At 53.1% G+C, this 12,438-nt stretch carries 13 protein-coding genes; 3 read left to right on the plus strand and 10 right to left on the minus strand.

Annotation, left to right across the window (positions count from 1 at the left end; all coding sequences use genetic code 11):
• Nucleotides 1-140 precede the first annotated feature (140 nt).
• From LC334_RS22470 to LC334_RS22510, 9 genes are all read right to left on the minus strand, one after another.
• The gene (locus LC334_RS22470) at nucleotides 141-887 is read right to left on the minus strand and encodes an ABC transporter ATP-binding protein (RefSeq protein WP_085802552.1); all 747 of its coding nucleotides are present in this window, start codon (nucleotides 885-887) and stop codon (nucleotides 141-143) included.
• Nucleotides 884-1,738 carry an ABC transporter ATP-binding protein gene (locus LC334_RS22475; protein WP_085802553.1) on the minus strand — a complete coding sequence of 285 codons (855 nt, stop codon included), beginning with the start codon at nucleotides 1,736-1,738 and terminating at the stop codon, nucleotides 884-886. Before LC334_RS22475 ends, LC334_RS22470 begins: the two co-directional genes overlap by 4 nt.
• Nucleotides 1,735-2,646: a nickel transporter permease gene (gene nikC / locus LC334_RS22480; protein ID WP_085802554.1), complete on the minus strand. Its 912-nt coding sequence runs from the start codon at nucleotides 2,644-2,646 to the stop codon at nucleotides 1,735-1,737. The genes LC334_RS22475 and nikC overlap by 4 nt, the downstream gene beginning before the upstream one ends.
• Nucleotides 2,643-3,701 carry an ABC transporter permease gene (locus tag LC334_RS22485; protein WP_085802555.1) on the minus strand — a complete coding sequence of 353 codons (1,059 nt, stop codon included), beginning with the start codon at nucleotides 3,699-3,701 and terminating at the stop codon, nucleotides 2,643-2,645. The genes nikC and LC334_RS22485 overlap by 4 nt, the downstream gene beginning before the upstream one ends.
• Nucleotides 3,702-5,303, minus strand: coding sequence for an ABC transporter substrate-binding protein (locus LC334_RS22490; protein ID WP_085802556.1), 1,602 nt, complete (start codon nucleotides 5,301-5,303; stop codon nucleotides 3,702-3,704).
• A gap of 43 nt (nucleotides 5,304-5,346) precedes the next feature.
• Nucleotides 5,347-6,408 (minus strand): dipeptidase, encoded by a 1,062-nt coding sequence (locus LC334_RS22495; RefSeq protein ID WP_085802557.1) that lies wholly within the window; start codon nucleotides 6,406-6,408, stop codon nucleotides 5,347-5,349.
• 570 nt (nucleotides 6,409-6,978) lie between these two features.
• Nucleotides 6,979-7,692 (minus strand): hypothetical protein, encoded by a 714-nt coding sequence (locus LC334_RS22500; RefSeq protein WP_223413131.1) that lies wholly within the window; start codon nucleotides 7,690-7,692, stop codon nucleotides 6,979-6,981.
• Between the two features lie 132 nt (nucleotides 7,693-7,824).
• A complete protein-coding gene (locus LC334_RS22505) occupies nucleotides 7,825-8,346 on the minus strand; it encodes a hypothetical protein (RefSeq protein WP_139836559.1) in 522 nt (173 codons plus the stop codon).
• Nucleotides 8,347-8,739: 393 nt separating this feature from the next.
• A complete protein-coding gene (locus LC334_RS22510; protein ID WP_085802559.1) occupies nucleotides 8,740-9,624 on the minus strand; it encodes a LysR family transcriptional regulator in 885 nt (294 codons plus the stop codon).
• 84 nt (nucleotides 9,625-9,708) lie between these two features.
• Between LC334_RS22510 and LC334_RS22515 the strand changes: the two genes are divergently transcribed.
• On the plus strand, nucleotides 9,709-10,191 hold the full coding sequence (locus LC334_RS22515; RefSeq protein WP_085802560.1) for a luciferase domain-containing protein: 483 nt from the start codon (nucleotides 9,709-9,711) through the stop codon (nucleotides 10,189-10,191).
• A 30-nt stretch (nucleotides 10,192-10,221) separates the two neighbouring features.
• On the plus strand, nucleotides 10,222-11,301 hold the full coding sequence (locus LC334_RS22520; protein WP_085802561.1) for an ABC transporter substrate-binding protein: 1,080 nt from the start codon (nucleotides 10,222-10,224) through the stop codon (nucleotides 11,299-11,301).
• 6 nt (nucleotides 11,302-11,307) lie between these two features.
• Here the strand turns inward: LC334_RS22520 and LC334_RS22525 are convergent, their stop codons facing one another.
• Complete coding sequence (locus tag LC334_RS22525; RefSeq protein ID WP_085802562.1) at nucleotides 11,308-11,529, minus strand: hypothetical protein; 222 nt, start codon at nucleotides 11,527-11,529, stop codon at nucleotides 11,308-11,310.
• 32 nt (nucleotides 11,530-11,561) lie between these two features.
• On the opposite strand from LC334_RS22525, the gene LC334_RS22530 reads away from it, so the two are divergent.
• Nucleotides 11,562-11,957: a GFA family protein gene (locus tag LC334_RS22530; RefSeq protein WP_085802563.1), complete on the plus strand. Its 396-nt coding sequence runs from the start codon at nucleotides 11,562-11,564 to the stop codon at nucleotides 11,955-11,957.
• Nucleotides 11,958-12,438 lie beyond the last annotated feature (481 nt).

Here is a 12,438-nt window from a genome sequence, read left to right on the forward strand (position 1 = left end):
TCCTTTCCTAGCAGTGATAGACAAATGCAGTATGGCGCATTGCGACGCCGGGGGAGCAGGAGCCATCCACCCCATCTCCTTTGGGCCGATCGGTTCAGGAAACAGTTGTCAAAAGTCTGGGTATACAAGCATGGATACGCTCAAACGATTGAGGCCTTGAGTAGCGAACGCGAATATTCGTGCTGTGCCCGCATAGCGCGTAACGAGTCGACGGTGAGCGTTTCGACAATTTCACCGTCTTTCATCACGGCAAGTCGGTCGCACATATGGCCGATCACGGGAAGGTCGTGCGATACCATCAGGTATGTCAGGTTGTGTTCCTCGCGAAGATCGGTCAGCAGGTTCAGAATCTCAGCCTGGACCGATACATCAAGCGCTGAGGTAGGTTCGTCCAACAGGATGATGTTAGCCTCTCCGGCGAGCGCACGCGCGATTGCCACGCGTTGGCGCTGTCCGCCCGATAGCTGGTGCGGGTAGCGAAACCGAAATTTGCCGTCTAGGCCAACACCATCCAGCAATCGGCTTACGCGCTGGTCGATCCCTGTTATGCCATTCAGATCGAGCGTTTCACTGAGGACCTGATCGACAGTATGACGCGGGTGAAGCGAAGCATAGGGATCCTGAAACACCATCTGCACGCGCCGATAAAATTCGCGGTCGCGTTTGCCGTGGGACAATTGTTTGCCCTCTATGCTAATCGTGCCGGACCAATTGGGAGCAAGCCCGGTGATTGCCCTGAGGATGGTTGATTTGCCCGACCCGCTTTCGCCGACCAGCCCAAAACTCTCGCCTGCAGCTACTTCGAAAGAGGCATTCTTTACGGCGTCCACATGGTCACGCCCATCACCATACCAAACGTTCAATCCATTTATTGTGATCATGGTCATGTGTGACCCTTTACGCTTGGCACTTCTGCCCAGGACGGATCTCGTTTGAGCACGTCCAGATGCCGGCGCGGCTGGTCGAAGCGCGGCAATGAGTTGAGCAAGCCCTGTGTGTAGGGATGTTTTGCATCATGCAACTTATTGGCGTCGCAGGTCTCGACGATGCGCCCAGCATACATGATCAACACGCGATCACAGAATTCAGCAACAAGGTTCAGGTCGTGGCTGATGAAAATCAAGCCCATGCCGCGCTCTTTCACCAGCTTGTCCATGATGTCGAGCACCTGCCGCTGAACCGTCACATCCAGCGCGGAGGTGGGCTCGTCCGCAATTAGGATCTGCGGATTCGGTATCAGCATCATCGCGATCATGATCCGCTGACCCATACCGCCGGACATTTCGTGGGGATAGGCGCGCATGACGCGCTCGGGATCACGGATCGAGACCGCTTCAAGCATCTCGACCGATTTAGCCCGGGCTTCGGATTTCGAGACACTATTGTGGACCAGATAGGCCTCCATGATCTGATCTCCGATGCGCATCACTGGATTGAGCGAAAACTTGGGATCCTGCATGACCATAGAAATCTTTTCGCCGCGCACTTCGCGCATGTCCTTCTCGGTCACGTCCAGCAGATTGCGACCTTCAAGGGTGATGTGATCGGCCTCGACAATACCCGGCGGGCGGATCAGGCGCAAAATGGCGCGGCCTGTCATGGATTTTCCGGAACCGCTTTCGCCCACGATGCCCAGTCGTTCTTTGCCCAAAGAAAAGGACACACCTCGCACTGCCTCGAACAATCCCTGACGCGTCGGGAATTTGACCCAGAGGTCCTTAACGTCCAGCAGCATCATTGACTTTTGCCTTTCGGATCCAGGACGTCACGCAATCCGTCGCCCAGCAGATTGAACGCCAGGCTGACGGTAAAGATGGCAAGGCCCGGAATGGTCGCAACCCACCAGTGATCCAGGATAAAGCGCCGCCCACCTGAAATCATTGCACCCCATTCCGGGCTGGGGGGTTGTGCACCAAGCCCGAGAAATCCGAGGCCTGCGGCAGCCAGGATGATGCCCGCCATATCCAATGTCACGCGCACGATCAGGGATGAGATACAGAGCGGCCAGATGTGCTTGGTAATAATGCGTAGTGCGCCCGCCCCCTGAAGACGGACGGCGCTGATATAGTCTGACGAGCGGATCGTAAGAGTTTCGGCACGTGCGATCCGAGCATAAGGTGGCCAGGCGGTCAGCGAAATGGCCAGCACCGCGTTTTCGATCCCCGCCCCCAGAGCCGCCACAAATGCCAAGGCAAGTACTAGTCGAGGAAAGGCAAGGAATATGTCCGTAATTCGCATCAAGACGATATCTGCCCATCCACCCAAATAGCCGGAAACGGTGCCAACCAGCAGCCCTGCAATAGGTGCGATCAGAGCCACAAGCGTAACGATATATAGGGTGATGCGACTGCCGTAGATCAGGCGACTTAAGATGTCGCGCCCGAGGCTATCTGTCCCCAGCAAATGCCCATCAGAGCCGATTGGCTGTAGCCTGTTGGCCAGATTCTGAGCGTAAGGATCGTGGGGCGCAACAATCGGTGCGCAAAAAGCGATGAGCACCAGTGCGACCAAAATGCCGAGGCCAAACATGGCCATCGTGTTCGACCGAAAATTCAGCCAACCTTTGTACAGGTTCGCGAAGCGTGCTTGACGGCGCGACGTTGGTGCATCCGATAGGAGCCATTGCCGAAGGGTAAGATCGCTCATTTCGACCTCGGATCAAAGATGCGGTAGAGAAGATCCGATAGGATGTTGAGGCAGACAAAGATCAGCCCGACAACAACCGTGCCCCCAAGTACAGCGTTCATGTCAGCACTGAGGAGTGCCGTTGTGATATAGCTGCCAATCCCGGGCCAGGAAAAGATAATCTCGGTCAGGACAGAACCTTCAAGCAGGTTGGCGTAGCTAAGAGCGATCACGGTGATCAACTGCACCCGGATATTACGAAAGGCATGGCGCCAGATCACTGCGCGTTCCGACATACCTTTGACGCGCGCGGTAACAATATATTCGGCGCTCATTTGTTCGAGAATGAAAGACCGTGTCATGCGGCTGATGTAAGCCATGGAATAGTAACCCAGCAGCGACGCTGGCAGGATCAAATGGCTGAATGCGTTGCGGAAAACGTCCCAATTACCGGCAATTGCGCTGTCGATCAGGATCATACCGGTTCTTGTTGGCACAATATCGACGTAAAAGATGTCCAATCGGCCCGGTCCACCAACCCAGCCCAGAATGCCATAAAAAATCAACAGCCCCACAAGACCCAGCCAAAAAATCGGCATCGAATAACCAACAAGCGCCACCACCCGGGCAACTTGGTCAATCCATGACCCAGCCTTGACGCCCGCGATTACGCCGAGCGGCACGCCCACCAAAACACCAAAGATGGTGCCCAGCGTGGCCAGTTCCAGCGTGGCGGGAAATACTCGGGCAATGTCTTCAGACACAGGCCGCGCGTTCAACAGCGACATGCCAAAATCACCTCGAACGACATCGCTGATATAGTAGAAAAACTGGACTATAACCGGTCTGTCGAGGCCAAGCTGTTGGTAAACCGCATCGTAGGTTTCTTTTGATGCGCGTTCTCCGACAATGGCCAGAACCGGATCAATCGGCATGACCCGCCCAATAATGAATGTCACCGCCAACAGCCCTAGCATCGTGACAGCAACAGACAGCAAACTGGTGCTTGCGGTTTTCAAAAAAGATACGAAGGGCGTTCGGCGACGCCCCTCGCGATTACTTTCGGCAAGTGCCATCTATTTTGTGACCGGCCAGTATGAAACGGCGGTGGTAGCGCCACCCAGATTGAGGTTCTGGACATTGTCACGCATTGCGGCCTGTTCGGTCTTTTGGAACATAATCACAAAGGGTGAGGTCTCGCGGAATTGGGCCTGAATATCGGCATACATTGCCGCCCTCTTGTCGCGATCATTTTCCACCACAGCAGCGGCGGTCATTTCAGTCAACCCACCTGTATCCCAGGAATTCCGCCACGCCAGCAGACCGGTGGCTTGCGCTTCGTCGGAATTGTCGGGGTTGTAGGTGAAAGTCCCGGCATTGGTGTGCGGGTCAGGATAATCCGGCCCCCAGGCACCGACATAGACATCCAGTTCACGCGACCGGTATCGGGCCAGGATCTGTTTGGCAGTGCCGACCGTGATGTTCAGCTTGATGCCAACCTGCGCCAGCGCATTCTGGAAGGTCTGCGCGATTTCGATCCGCTCCTGCGCCTCGCGAACGCCGGCTTCAAGCTCGATCCCTTCGGGTACGCCGGCTGCGGCCAGCAGTTCCTTGGCCTTTTCGACATTCAGGCTGAACGGGTTTTCATCGACCGCTCCAAGAAACGTCTTGGGCAGGAAATTCTGATGGGTGATGTACTGGCCATTGAGGAAGCTGTTCTGCATCCCTTCATAATCCACCAGGTATTTCATCGCCTGAAGAACCTCCGGCTTGCTGAGCTCGGGATGCTTCTGATTGAAGGACAGATACATCAGGCGGCCACGCAGTTCGTCATAGATTTTGACACCTTCAGCTTCGCGGGCGCCGGCAATATCTTCTGGATTAAGGTTGCGGGCCACATCTATGTCGCCACGTTCCAGCAGCAAGCGCTGGCTGGCGCTTTCCGCGACATGACGCACGACCACGCGCTCCATCGCGGGCGCGCCCAGATAGTAATCGGGGTTCGATTGCAGGGTCACACTTTCATTGGGTTTCCAGCTGACCAGGGAATAGGCACCGGATCCGGCGGTGTTGGTTTTGAGCCAGGTATTGCCCATATCGCCATCGGCCTCGTTGGCCATGACGGTTTGCATATCGACGATTCCACCAATCGTTGAGGTCAGGCAGTTCAGTACAAACGAAATCGCATAGGGTTTGTCAGTCGTGATCGTGACCGTGTTCCCATCGGCCTTGATCGTCTCGGCCACATTACCCTCAGTAAAGCCAAACTGTGTGAGGATAAAAGCTGGTGTCTTGTTCAAGATCACTGCCCGGCGTAGCGAAAACTCGACATCGGCTGCCGTGATCGGATTACCCGAATGGAACTTAAGCCCTTCGCGAATGGTGAAGGTAATTGATTTTCCGTCGTCACCGACCACCCAGCTTTCAGCGATTTCAGGCTGATAACCTGCATCCAGGTCGGCCGGGTCGAAGTTGACCAATTTCATGTAGACGTTTCGGCTGACGTCAGACCCCGCAAATTCAAAGCTTTCTGCCGGATCAAGCGTGGTGATATCGTCAATTCGATTGGCGATAACCAACATGTTAGGGGGCGTTTCAGCCAACGCCAACGGCACCGCCGTAACAGTGGCCGCAAGCCCAAGCGCCATACTGGCCAGTAATCTTTTCAATACATTCATGTTTTTCACCTCTCCTGTTACAAATTCAATTTGGTCATCACGCTCATCCAGACCCCCAGGTCTTTCCGAGCACTCGCAACCAGTTTTCATGGCACAGCTTTTTGATGAGGGGCTCATCATAGCCATGCTCGTTCATTGCCTGTCTTAGTCTTGGAAGGTCTGCGATTGTTGTCAGATCTTCCGGTACAACTGCTCCGTCGTGGTCGGACCCAAGCCCAACGCGATCTTCGCCCAGCACGTTTATCAAGTGATCGAGATGCGTCAGGACCTGCGCAAGCGGCACATCAGGCAGCATCCGCCCGTCCTCTCTCAGGAATGCCACAGCAAAATTTAATCCTACCATACCGTCACTTTCAGCGATTGCACGCAACTGATCATCGGTCAGGTTTCTTGAATGAGGGCAAATCGCATGGGCGTTGGAATGGGTCGCTACCAGCGGCTTGTCAGAATGTTTCGCCACATCCCAGAAACCCGCTTCATTCAGATGAGACAAGTCCAGCATGATACCAAGTTCGTTACATCGCCGAACAAGGCGAATGCCCAGTTCAGACAGGCCTTCGCCGATATCTGGGGAAGACGGGAACCGAAACGGAACACCATAGCCGAACTTGGTGTCACGGCTCCAGACTGGGCCTAGGGAACGCAGGCCTGCCGCATACAAAACGTCAAGCGTGTGCAAATCACTGTCGATCGCCTCGGCGCCCTCAATATGGAAGATTGCGGCGATCAGGCCTGCGTCAAACGCGCCTCGAATGTCGGCAACTGTCCGGCACACGGCCAGCGCACCTAGGCGTTCAAGCTCAAGCAGTATTGCGGATTGGGCGAGGGCGACAGGCAAGGCATCCACATACTCAATCGGGTCCGGCAAAGGCAAATCGTAAGAGGCCTTGGTCATCTCCTCGTATTTCTCGTCCATATCAATCGGGGATGGCACATAGACCGCGAAAAAGCCGCCACCAAAACCACCTGCCTGTGCTTTGGGCAAGTCTACGGCACCGTCGCGTCCGTCGATAAACCCGCGCACCTGGCTTATTCCACCTGCGCGATAAATCTTGGACAAAACATCATTGTGACCGTCAAAAAAAACGGTTCCAACGCTCGCCATTAAGCGCTCCTTCGACGATTCAAGAACAGATTGGACGATAACACTCTACTAGAGTAAGCCAAGTCGAAAATGCCTAATGGCCACCCAAGTATGAGAGAGCAGATCAAATGGCTTGAGGCGACTTCACTCACCATACTTGCTGGCACACCAAGACACACCCCTTCAATTACAATCGGACATTGGAGAAACAACAACAAATTCACTCTTTCCCACGTAGATTGTCCGTTCGTCAGTCCAAAATGCTGCACTGTGAACCAAAGTCCGGTTTCGGATAGCTAGCTTGGCTGATTTTGATCTAACTGAATGTCAGCATTGGGCCGCTCTTGACTGACGATCTCAAGGTGCAGCGTCAAATGCCACAACTTCTCCGATGTCCGGAGAGAGCCCATTCTACCGAATGCTGTGAGCTGCATGAATGATAACTATGTTGATGGTCGCGCTTACTGGACCGGCTGCAAAACGTCCACACATTCAGTCAGGATAGATGCGAATTTGCGTAACACCAAGCAAATGAGGACAATTCAGGACCTGAACGCTGGATGACCGCTGTGAGCCGAACTAAATAGCGATTTAAGCCATTCGGCGGCGCAGCCAACCAATGAAACCAAGGCCCATAAGCACCAATGCAAGTAGCGGCAGAGCGGCTGGAAGCGGGACGGGTGCAATCTTTAAGTTGTCGAGCTGGAGGCCGCCGCACCATTCGTTACAAAAGTAATTACCAGGAGCGTAGGGTAAATTTATTGCGCCCCCTCCGGGCCACCTTGGAGCGTAGGTTGTGCGATTGTTCGGCAAGAGAAGTGAAAGGCGAAACTGATCAATATTGGAGAATAGACGCCCCCAACCGACATTGCCTGCAATTGTTGCCAATTGAGTAACCTGTGCAACGAGTTGGCCAGAACGATAACCCTGGACTGAGTAATATAGGTCAGGAACAAAGGCCAAGTGAGATAGCTGGCCATTGTAGTAATATTCCAAATTCGAATTGCCCGCCGGATGCGCCCCAGAAACAGCCTTATAGAGTAAACTATAGCCAGAAAAGCTTCCTCCTAGAACATTGAACCTTTGTCCATTTTGACGGGAGAATGTTGAGGTGATAATGCCACCGTCGTCATGTAGATATAGCACATTTCCCGGATTATATGGGACGCTATTTTGAAAAGCGAAACCTTGTTCAGTCTGCGTCGTAAGGCCATTAGATGAGTTGTTGAATGTGAGTGTCAAAGCGCCCGCTTCGGTTCCTACGGCTAAAATTGTAGCAAGCATAAGTGCCAATATAACTCTCATAAACTTACCCCTCTAAATGACAGAAGCGTTGCACCAATCTCAATTCGAGTCAACCAAGCCGACACCATCAAACCCGCTTTACATCCTCATGACAAACTCTGATGAACCTGTTCAAAATACTTCAAAAATGTTCTATTTGTCTTCTGGTTTTTGCTCAGATGAACCTGCCTCGTCTTCGCGCTCATTGATGATCTGCTGCCGAAATTTTACAAGGCGTTCTATTTCCTCATCGGAAAGTTGATCATCGCCCATTTGATCTTCTTTGATTTGCTCGTGCTTCTTGAGCGCTTCTGGTTGAATTGTAGCGACGGTGAGGAACCCGCTTTCAATAGCTTCTAAAAGATCCTCGCTGCCTTCTTCTTTGTTGGAATACCGCAAAATTTCTACACGCATCCGCCAATATGCATCAAAGAACACACTTGCCATCCGCCCCGGCTGGACAAATGAAACCACCCCCACGATAACGGTTGAAAGTATGCCTAGAAACTGCGGTGACAAAATAAACAGTTCGGTATCAAAATTCGCAGCGATAAGAGCGCCGATTACGACACCCGATATCCCTAGAAAAAAATGGATAGAGAGCAATGTGTGGTAATAGATATTCCACCATTTCATTGAGTCTCTAGCCGCTTGAAGCGTTGTCTCGTGCGCCATATCCAATTCCTTATAATGCTCTTAAATAACAACAATCCTGAATAGAGTAGTGATATTTGTCAAACCCAGCCACCAATCAAAGGGTGGGTCAATCTAGAGAGCGTCCTCACTATGCCGTTAGTGATGCCATTGCCTAACTATTTGGTCGGTTGCGAACTTGGATCACGAGTATTTGGACTTACAAGTCGCAAGATTCCGCAATTGCGACGAATGTCTTAAATGCGGAGGGCAGATGCAGCATCTCGATCTGTCATGAACTGCAGCATTGGGCCCTCCACTATGACGGCCCAAGTCTCCCACCATGCGGATGCTACATCGGCTCCGATGACGGCAAAGAGTCCATAGTTGCAAATGCTGCACAATACACGAGTGTCGGTTCAGCGGATCGCGCATTTAGCAAATACCCGACAACACCTCACGAATTCTAACGGTCGCAAACTCGAAGAAAGCGTGAACCCGGGCACTTCGACGGATGTCAGGATGAGCTAACATCCAGAGGTTTGAATCAAACGTCTCCTCAGGATCGTGGACGCGAACAAGATCAGCGTAAGCCTCGCCCAAGTAGCATGGCAATGCGCCAATACCGAGGCCGCCACGAACCAGTTCGAAGACGCCCATCAGAGAACTAGATATGGTCACCGGTGCGCCTTCAGTTTTGTGCAGCAATGTAATCTGACTCATAGGGGATTGGTTAAGACTGTCATTCAGCCTGATCCATCGGTGCTCTGACGTCGGTCGATCCTGCACGATATGCAGGTAGTCTTTCTGTGCATAAGCGGCATAAGCAAGCTTTGACAGATTGCGGCCGATCCAGTGTTCCGGCGGCGCGCTTGTCGGCCGCAAAGCAATGTCCGCATCTCGCTGCATAAGATCGAGAGGGCGCGTGCCGGACAACAAGCGCAACTCTATGTCCGGATACTTTCTTTGAAAATCCTTAAATACCGGGGCCAGACAGTGGAGCAGTGAATCCGTTGTTGTCACCGTCAACGCGCCTTCCAATCGCAGGTCCTGTCCACCCAATTCCCGTTCGATACTGTTCATGCCATCGCGCAGCTGAAGCCCGTTTCGGAAAAAGTGTTCCCCTGCCGCTGTCATGACGTAGCCGTGACTCAACCGTTCAAACAGGGTGACGCCTAGACGGGTTTCTACTCCTTCGATCCTGCGAAAAACGGTCGAATGGTTGACCCCCAACTGGCGCGCAGCTCCAGACAGGCTGCCAGACTCGCACACGGCAAGAACAAAAGGGACGTCGCTCCAATCTAGTTTCTGTGCATTCATGCAAGCTCTCCTTGCTGAAACTGTGAATTATTTTGCGCATTGTAACAAGCTATCTGTTGTTCAAGCGAACAAAGGAGACACGAAATGCATACTTCCTTGAACCTGCCTGAGCGTGTTGGTTCCAAGCCGGAAACCACACATGGTCTGCCACATGCCCAGGTCACCCAGCACGGTCCTGATGACATCGTTGACCAAATGCGCGATTGGGCGTTTTCCCTGCCTGGCGTTGATGAGGCGCACAGCCTTGTGTCGGTTCCAGGTGCACGCGCCATGGTCATGCATGACGGTGCCGCCTGCAATCATGAGGCATTCATGATCGGACGGGAGATCGCCCATATCCACCCCAAACCCGACAATGGCAGCATGCATGTGCAACTGCCCCAAGCTGACGCACTGGAAGTGGTCAAGAAAGGTTGGGGTGAACATCACACCCTAGTCGATCTGAGCCGCCGCCCCGTTGGGTTGGTCATGGTTTATTCGCCACGTGATGAGGCCGAACTCGCCATCATCAAATCCATCCTTGGCCGGTCCTACGAGTATACCACCGGCAAAGACATCGCAGCATAACCACCCATCCCCCATAGAAAGAATACTCTTATGAAACATGTGCTCATGAGTGCTGTTGCAGGAATGCTTTTCGCAAGTTCCGCGCTTGCAACAGAAATCGAAACCAAGTCTCTCGAAGAACTTTATGCCGACGCCGTGGCCGAGGGTGGAGAGCTTGTCATCCGAGCGGGTGGCGATAAGGACGATCAAGCCGATTATTATCTGGATATGTTCAAAGAACGTTTTCCAGAAATCAAAGTTACACACAGCGTTGATCTGAGCTTTTATCATGCATCGCGTTACGACAACGCCCGCAATGATGCAGACAAGTCTGAAGTGCCGGACATCATCCAGCTGCAAACGCTGCATGACTACGACTATTATGCTGAGCGCGGGTTGCTGGAAAGCTACAAGCCCAGGAACTGGGAGAAAGTTTACCCGGACTACAAGGACCCACACGGAAACTGGGTTGGTCTGTTCGGTGTGGCCTTCACCAACGTGTTCAATTCCGGCCTGATCAATGAAGATGACGCTCCACGCGATGCGCTGGATTATCTGGATTCCGCGCTGAAGGGCCAAGTCATCCTGACCTACCCGCATACCGATGATGCGGTCCTGTACCAGTTCTGGAATCTGAAGGAAAAATACGGCTGGGAGTATCTGGAGAAACTCGTAGCGACCGAGCCGACTTGGGTGCGCGGCACGTCAATGCCATATGTCGCGATTGACAACGGCTGGTACGTTGCGAGCTTCACAACATCCTGGGCATTCGTGCCATTTGAAGGCAGCGACACCCGCCTCGTGCTGCCGGAAGAAGACTATTTTCTGACCTGGTTCCAGACTGCGGCCATCCCGACCGATGCCAAGAACAAGGCGGCGGCCAAGCTCTACCTGAACTGGATGCTCTCTGAGGAATTCCAGGGCGAGTGGCTGCAGTTCCCGGTGCGCATGGATATTGAATCGCCCAATGGCTACAAATCGCACCTGCACTACAACACCTCTCCTGCAGACTTCCATCGGTTCATGCTGAAGCGCGATCAGGTCGAGCGTTTCCGCCTGCAGATCGAACAGCTCGTTGGTCCGGCTGAAGGCCCAGCCCCTCTAGAACTGGACTACAGCGTCAAACCTTAACCCCGCTCACGGCTTCGCGTTGCGGCTAAAGCGCGGCAACGCGAAGCCCTTCAATTTCGGAGAATACCCATGAAAATCCTTATCGTAGGCGCAACAGGCCTCATCGGCGGTGCAGTCGCAAATGCCCTGACTATCGGATGTCGCTGAGCGGACAAATATCTGCTTATTTTCGTGTACTTTATCATCCACCCAGAAGTCAGAGAAGAATCCGTTCAGTTGGGCTAACATGATCCGGCGATGAAATTAACGGGAGCCACCAAATGCTAGAGGGAACATGTCATTGCGGCGACGTAAGCTGGACACTTAGAGATTTGCCTGAATCAGCAACCGCATGCAACTGTACGGTCTGCCGTCGTTACGGTGTTCTTTGGGCATACGGCTATATTGATGACGATATACGTTCGGTTGGAAAAACAAACACTTACCGCCGCAATGACGGCGGAGATATAGACTTTCATTTCTGTGCTAATTGCGGCTGTGTGACACACTACATCAGAACAGCAGCCGGGGAAGGTGGACGCCACCGCACTGCTGTGAATCTACGCCTGACCGATCCTGGCCCAATCTTCGACCTGCCAATGGATCACTTTGATGGTCATAAAACCTTTAAGGACTTGCCGCGTGACGCACGCACGGTCAGGGACATGTGGTTTTGAAACAATCCGCAAAGCACACCTTCAACTGAGCGAAGCAAACGGCAGCTTTGTCTAAGATTTTTTGATGCGGGCCAAGGTGTTAGGGTTGTGCGGGGCGGGATGGCCCGCGTTGACAAATCTGACAAGGTGGAAGCCGCGGGATGTAAGTGCCGCGCTATGGGGAAAGCGCGGGCCCGGGTCCCTGATATTGGTTAGAGTTTCGCGGATTTTTCCGAGTTTGGAGGCTCAGCGTCGTGGTTTTGAACTTAGGACCGGGCCCGTTTTTCGATCTTGCAGCGGTGGCCGGGCTCCCGTCGCGACGCATTGATGGCATTGAGCCAAAGCTTGCCTGTGACCGGTACGTTACGTGTCTGATCTGAGGATGCACAGAAGATGGGCGGTTCATCATGCGGCCTGCTTTCTTGTTGTCTAAGATTTTTTGATGCGGGCCAAGGTGTTAGGGTTGTGCGGGGCGGGATGGCCCGCGTTGACAAATCTGACA

The sequence above is a fragment of the Roseovarius aestuarii genome (genome assembly GCF_019966515.1).
GTDB lineage: Bacteria > Pseudomonadota > Alphaproteobacteria > Rhodobacterales > Rhodobacteraceae > Roseovarius > Roseovarius aestuarii.

What these genes read in the sequence shown, in the direction of transcription:
- LC334_RS22505 (WP_139836559.1), bottom strand. Translation starts at nt 8,346, where the DNA reads ATGGCGCACGAGACAACGCTTCAAGCGGCTAGAGACTCAATGAAATGG.
- LC334_RS22520 (WP_085802561.1), top strand. Translation starts at nt 10,222, where the DNA reads ATGAAACATGTGCTCATGAGTGCTGTTGCAGGAATGCTTTTCGCAAGT.
- LC334_RS22470 (WP_085802552.1), bottom strand. Translation starts at nt 887, where the DNA reads ATGACCATGATCACAATAAATGGATTGAACGTTTGGTATGGTGATGGG.
- LC334_RS22485 (WP_085802555.1), bottom strand. Translation starts at nt 3,701, where the DNA reads ATGGCACTTGCCGAAAGTAATCGCGAGGGGCGTCGCCGAACGCCCTTC.
- LC334_RS22500 (WP_223413131.1), bottom strand. Translation starts at nt 7,692, where the DNA reads ATGAGAGTTATATTGGCACTTATGCTTGCTACAATTTTAGCCGTAGGA.
- nikC (WP_085802554.1), bottom strand. Translation starts at nt 2,646, where the DNA reads ATGAGCGATCTTACCCTTCGGCAATGGCTCCTATCGGATGCACCAACG.
- LC334_RS22490 (WP_085802556.1), bottom strand. Translation starts at nt 5,303, where the DNA reads ATGAATGTATTGAAAAGATTACTGGCCAGTATGGCGCTTGGGCTTGCG.
- LC334_RS22525 (WP_085802562.1), bottom strand. Translation starts at nt 11,529, where the DNA reads ATGTTAGCCCAACTGAACGGATTCTTCTCTGACTTCTGGGTGGATGAT.
- LC334_RS22515 (WP_085802560.1), top strand. Translation starts at nt 9,709, where the DNA reads ATGCATACTTCCTTGAACCTGCCTGAGCGTGTTGGTTCCAAGCCGGAA.
- LC334_RS22495 (WP_085802557.1), bottom strand. Translation starts at nt 6,408, where the DNA reads ATGGCGAGCGTTGGAACCGTTTTTTTTGACGGTCACAATGATGTTTTG.
- LC334_RS22510 (WP_085802559.1), bottom strand. Translation starts at nt 9,624, where the DNA reads ATGAATGCACAGAAACTAGATTGGAGCGACGTCCCTTTTGTTCTTGCC.
- LC334_RS22530 (WP_085802563.1), top strand. Translation starts at nt 11,562, where the DNA reads ATGCTAGAGGGAACATGTCATTGCGGCGACGTAAGCTGGACACTTAGA.
- LC334_RS22475 (WP_085802553.1), bottom strand. Translation starts at nt 1,738, where the DNA reads ATGATGCTGCTGGACGTTAAGGACCTCTGGGTCAAATTCCCGACGCGT.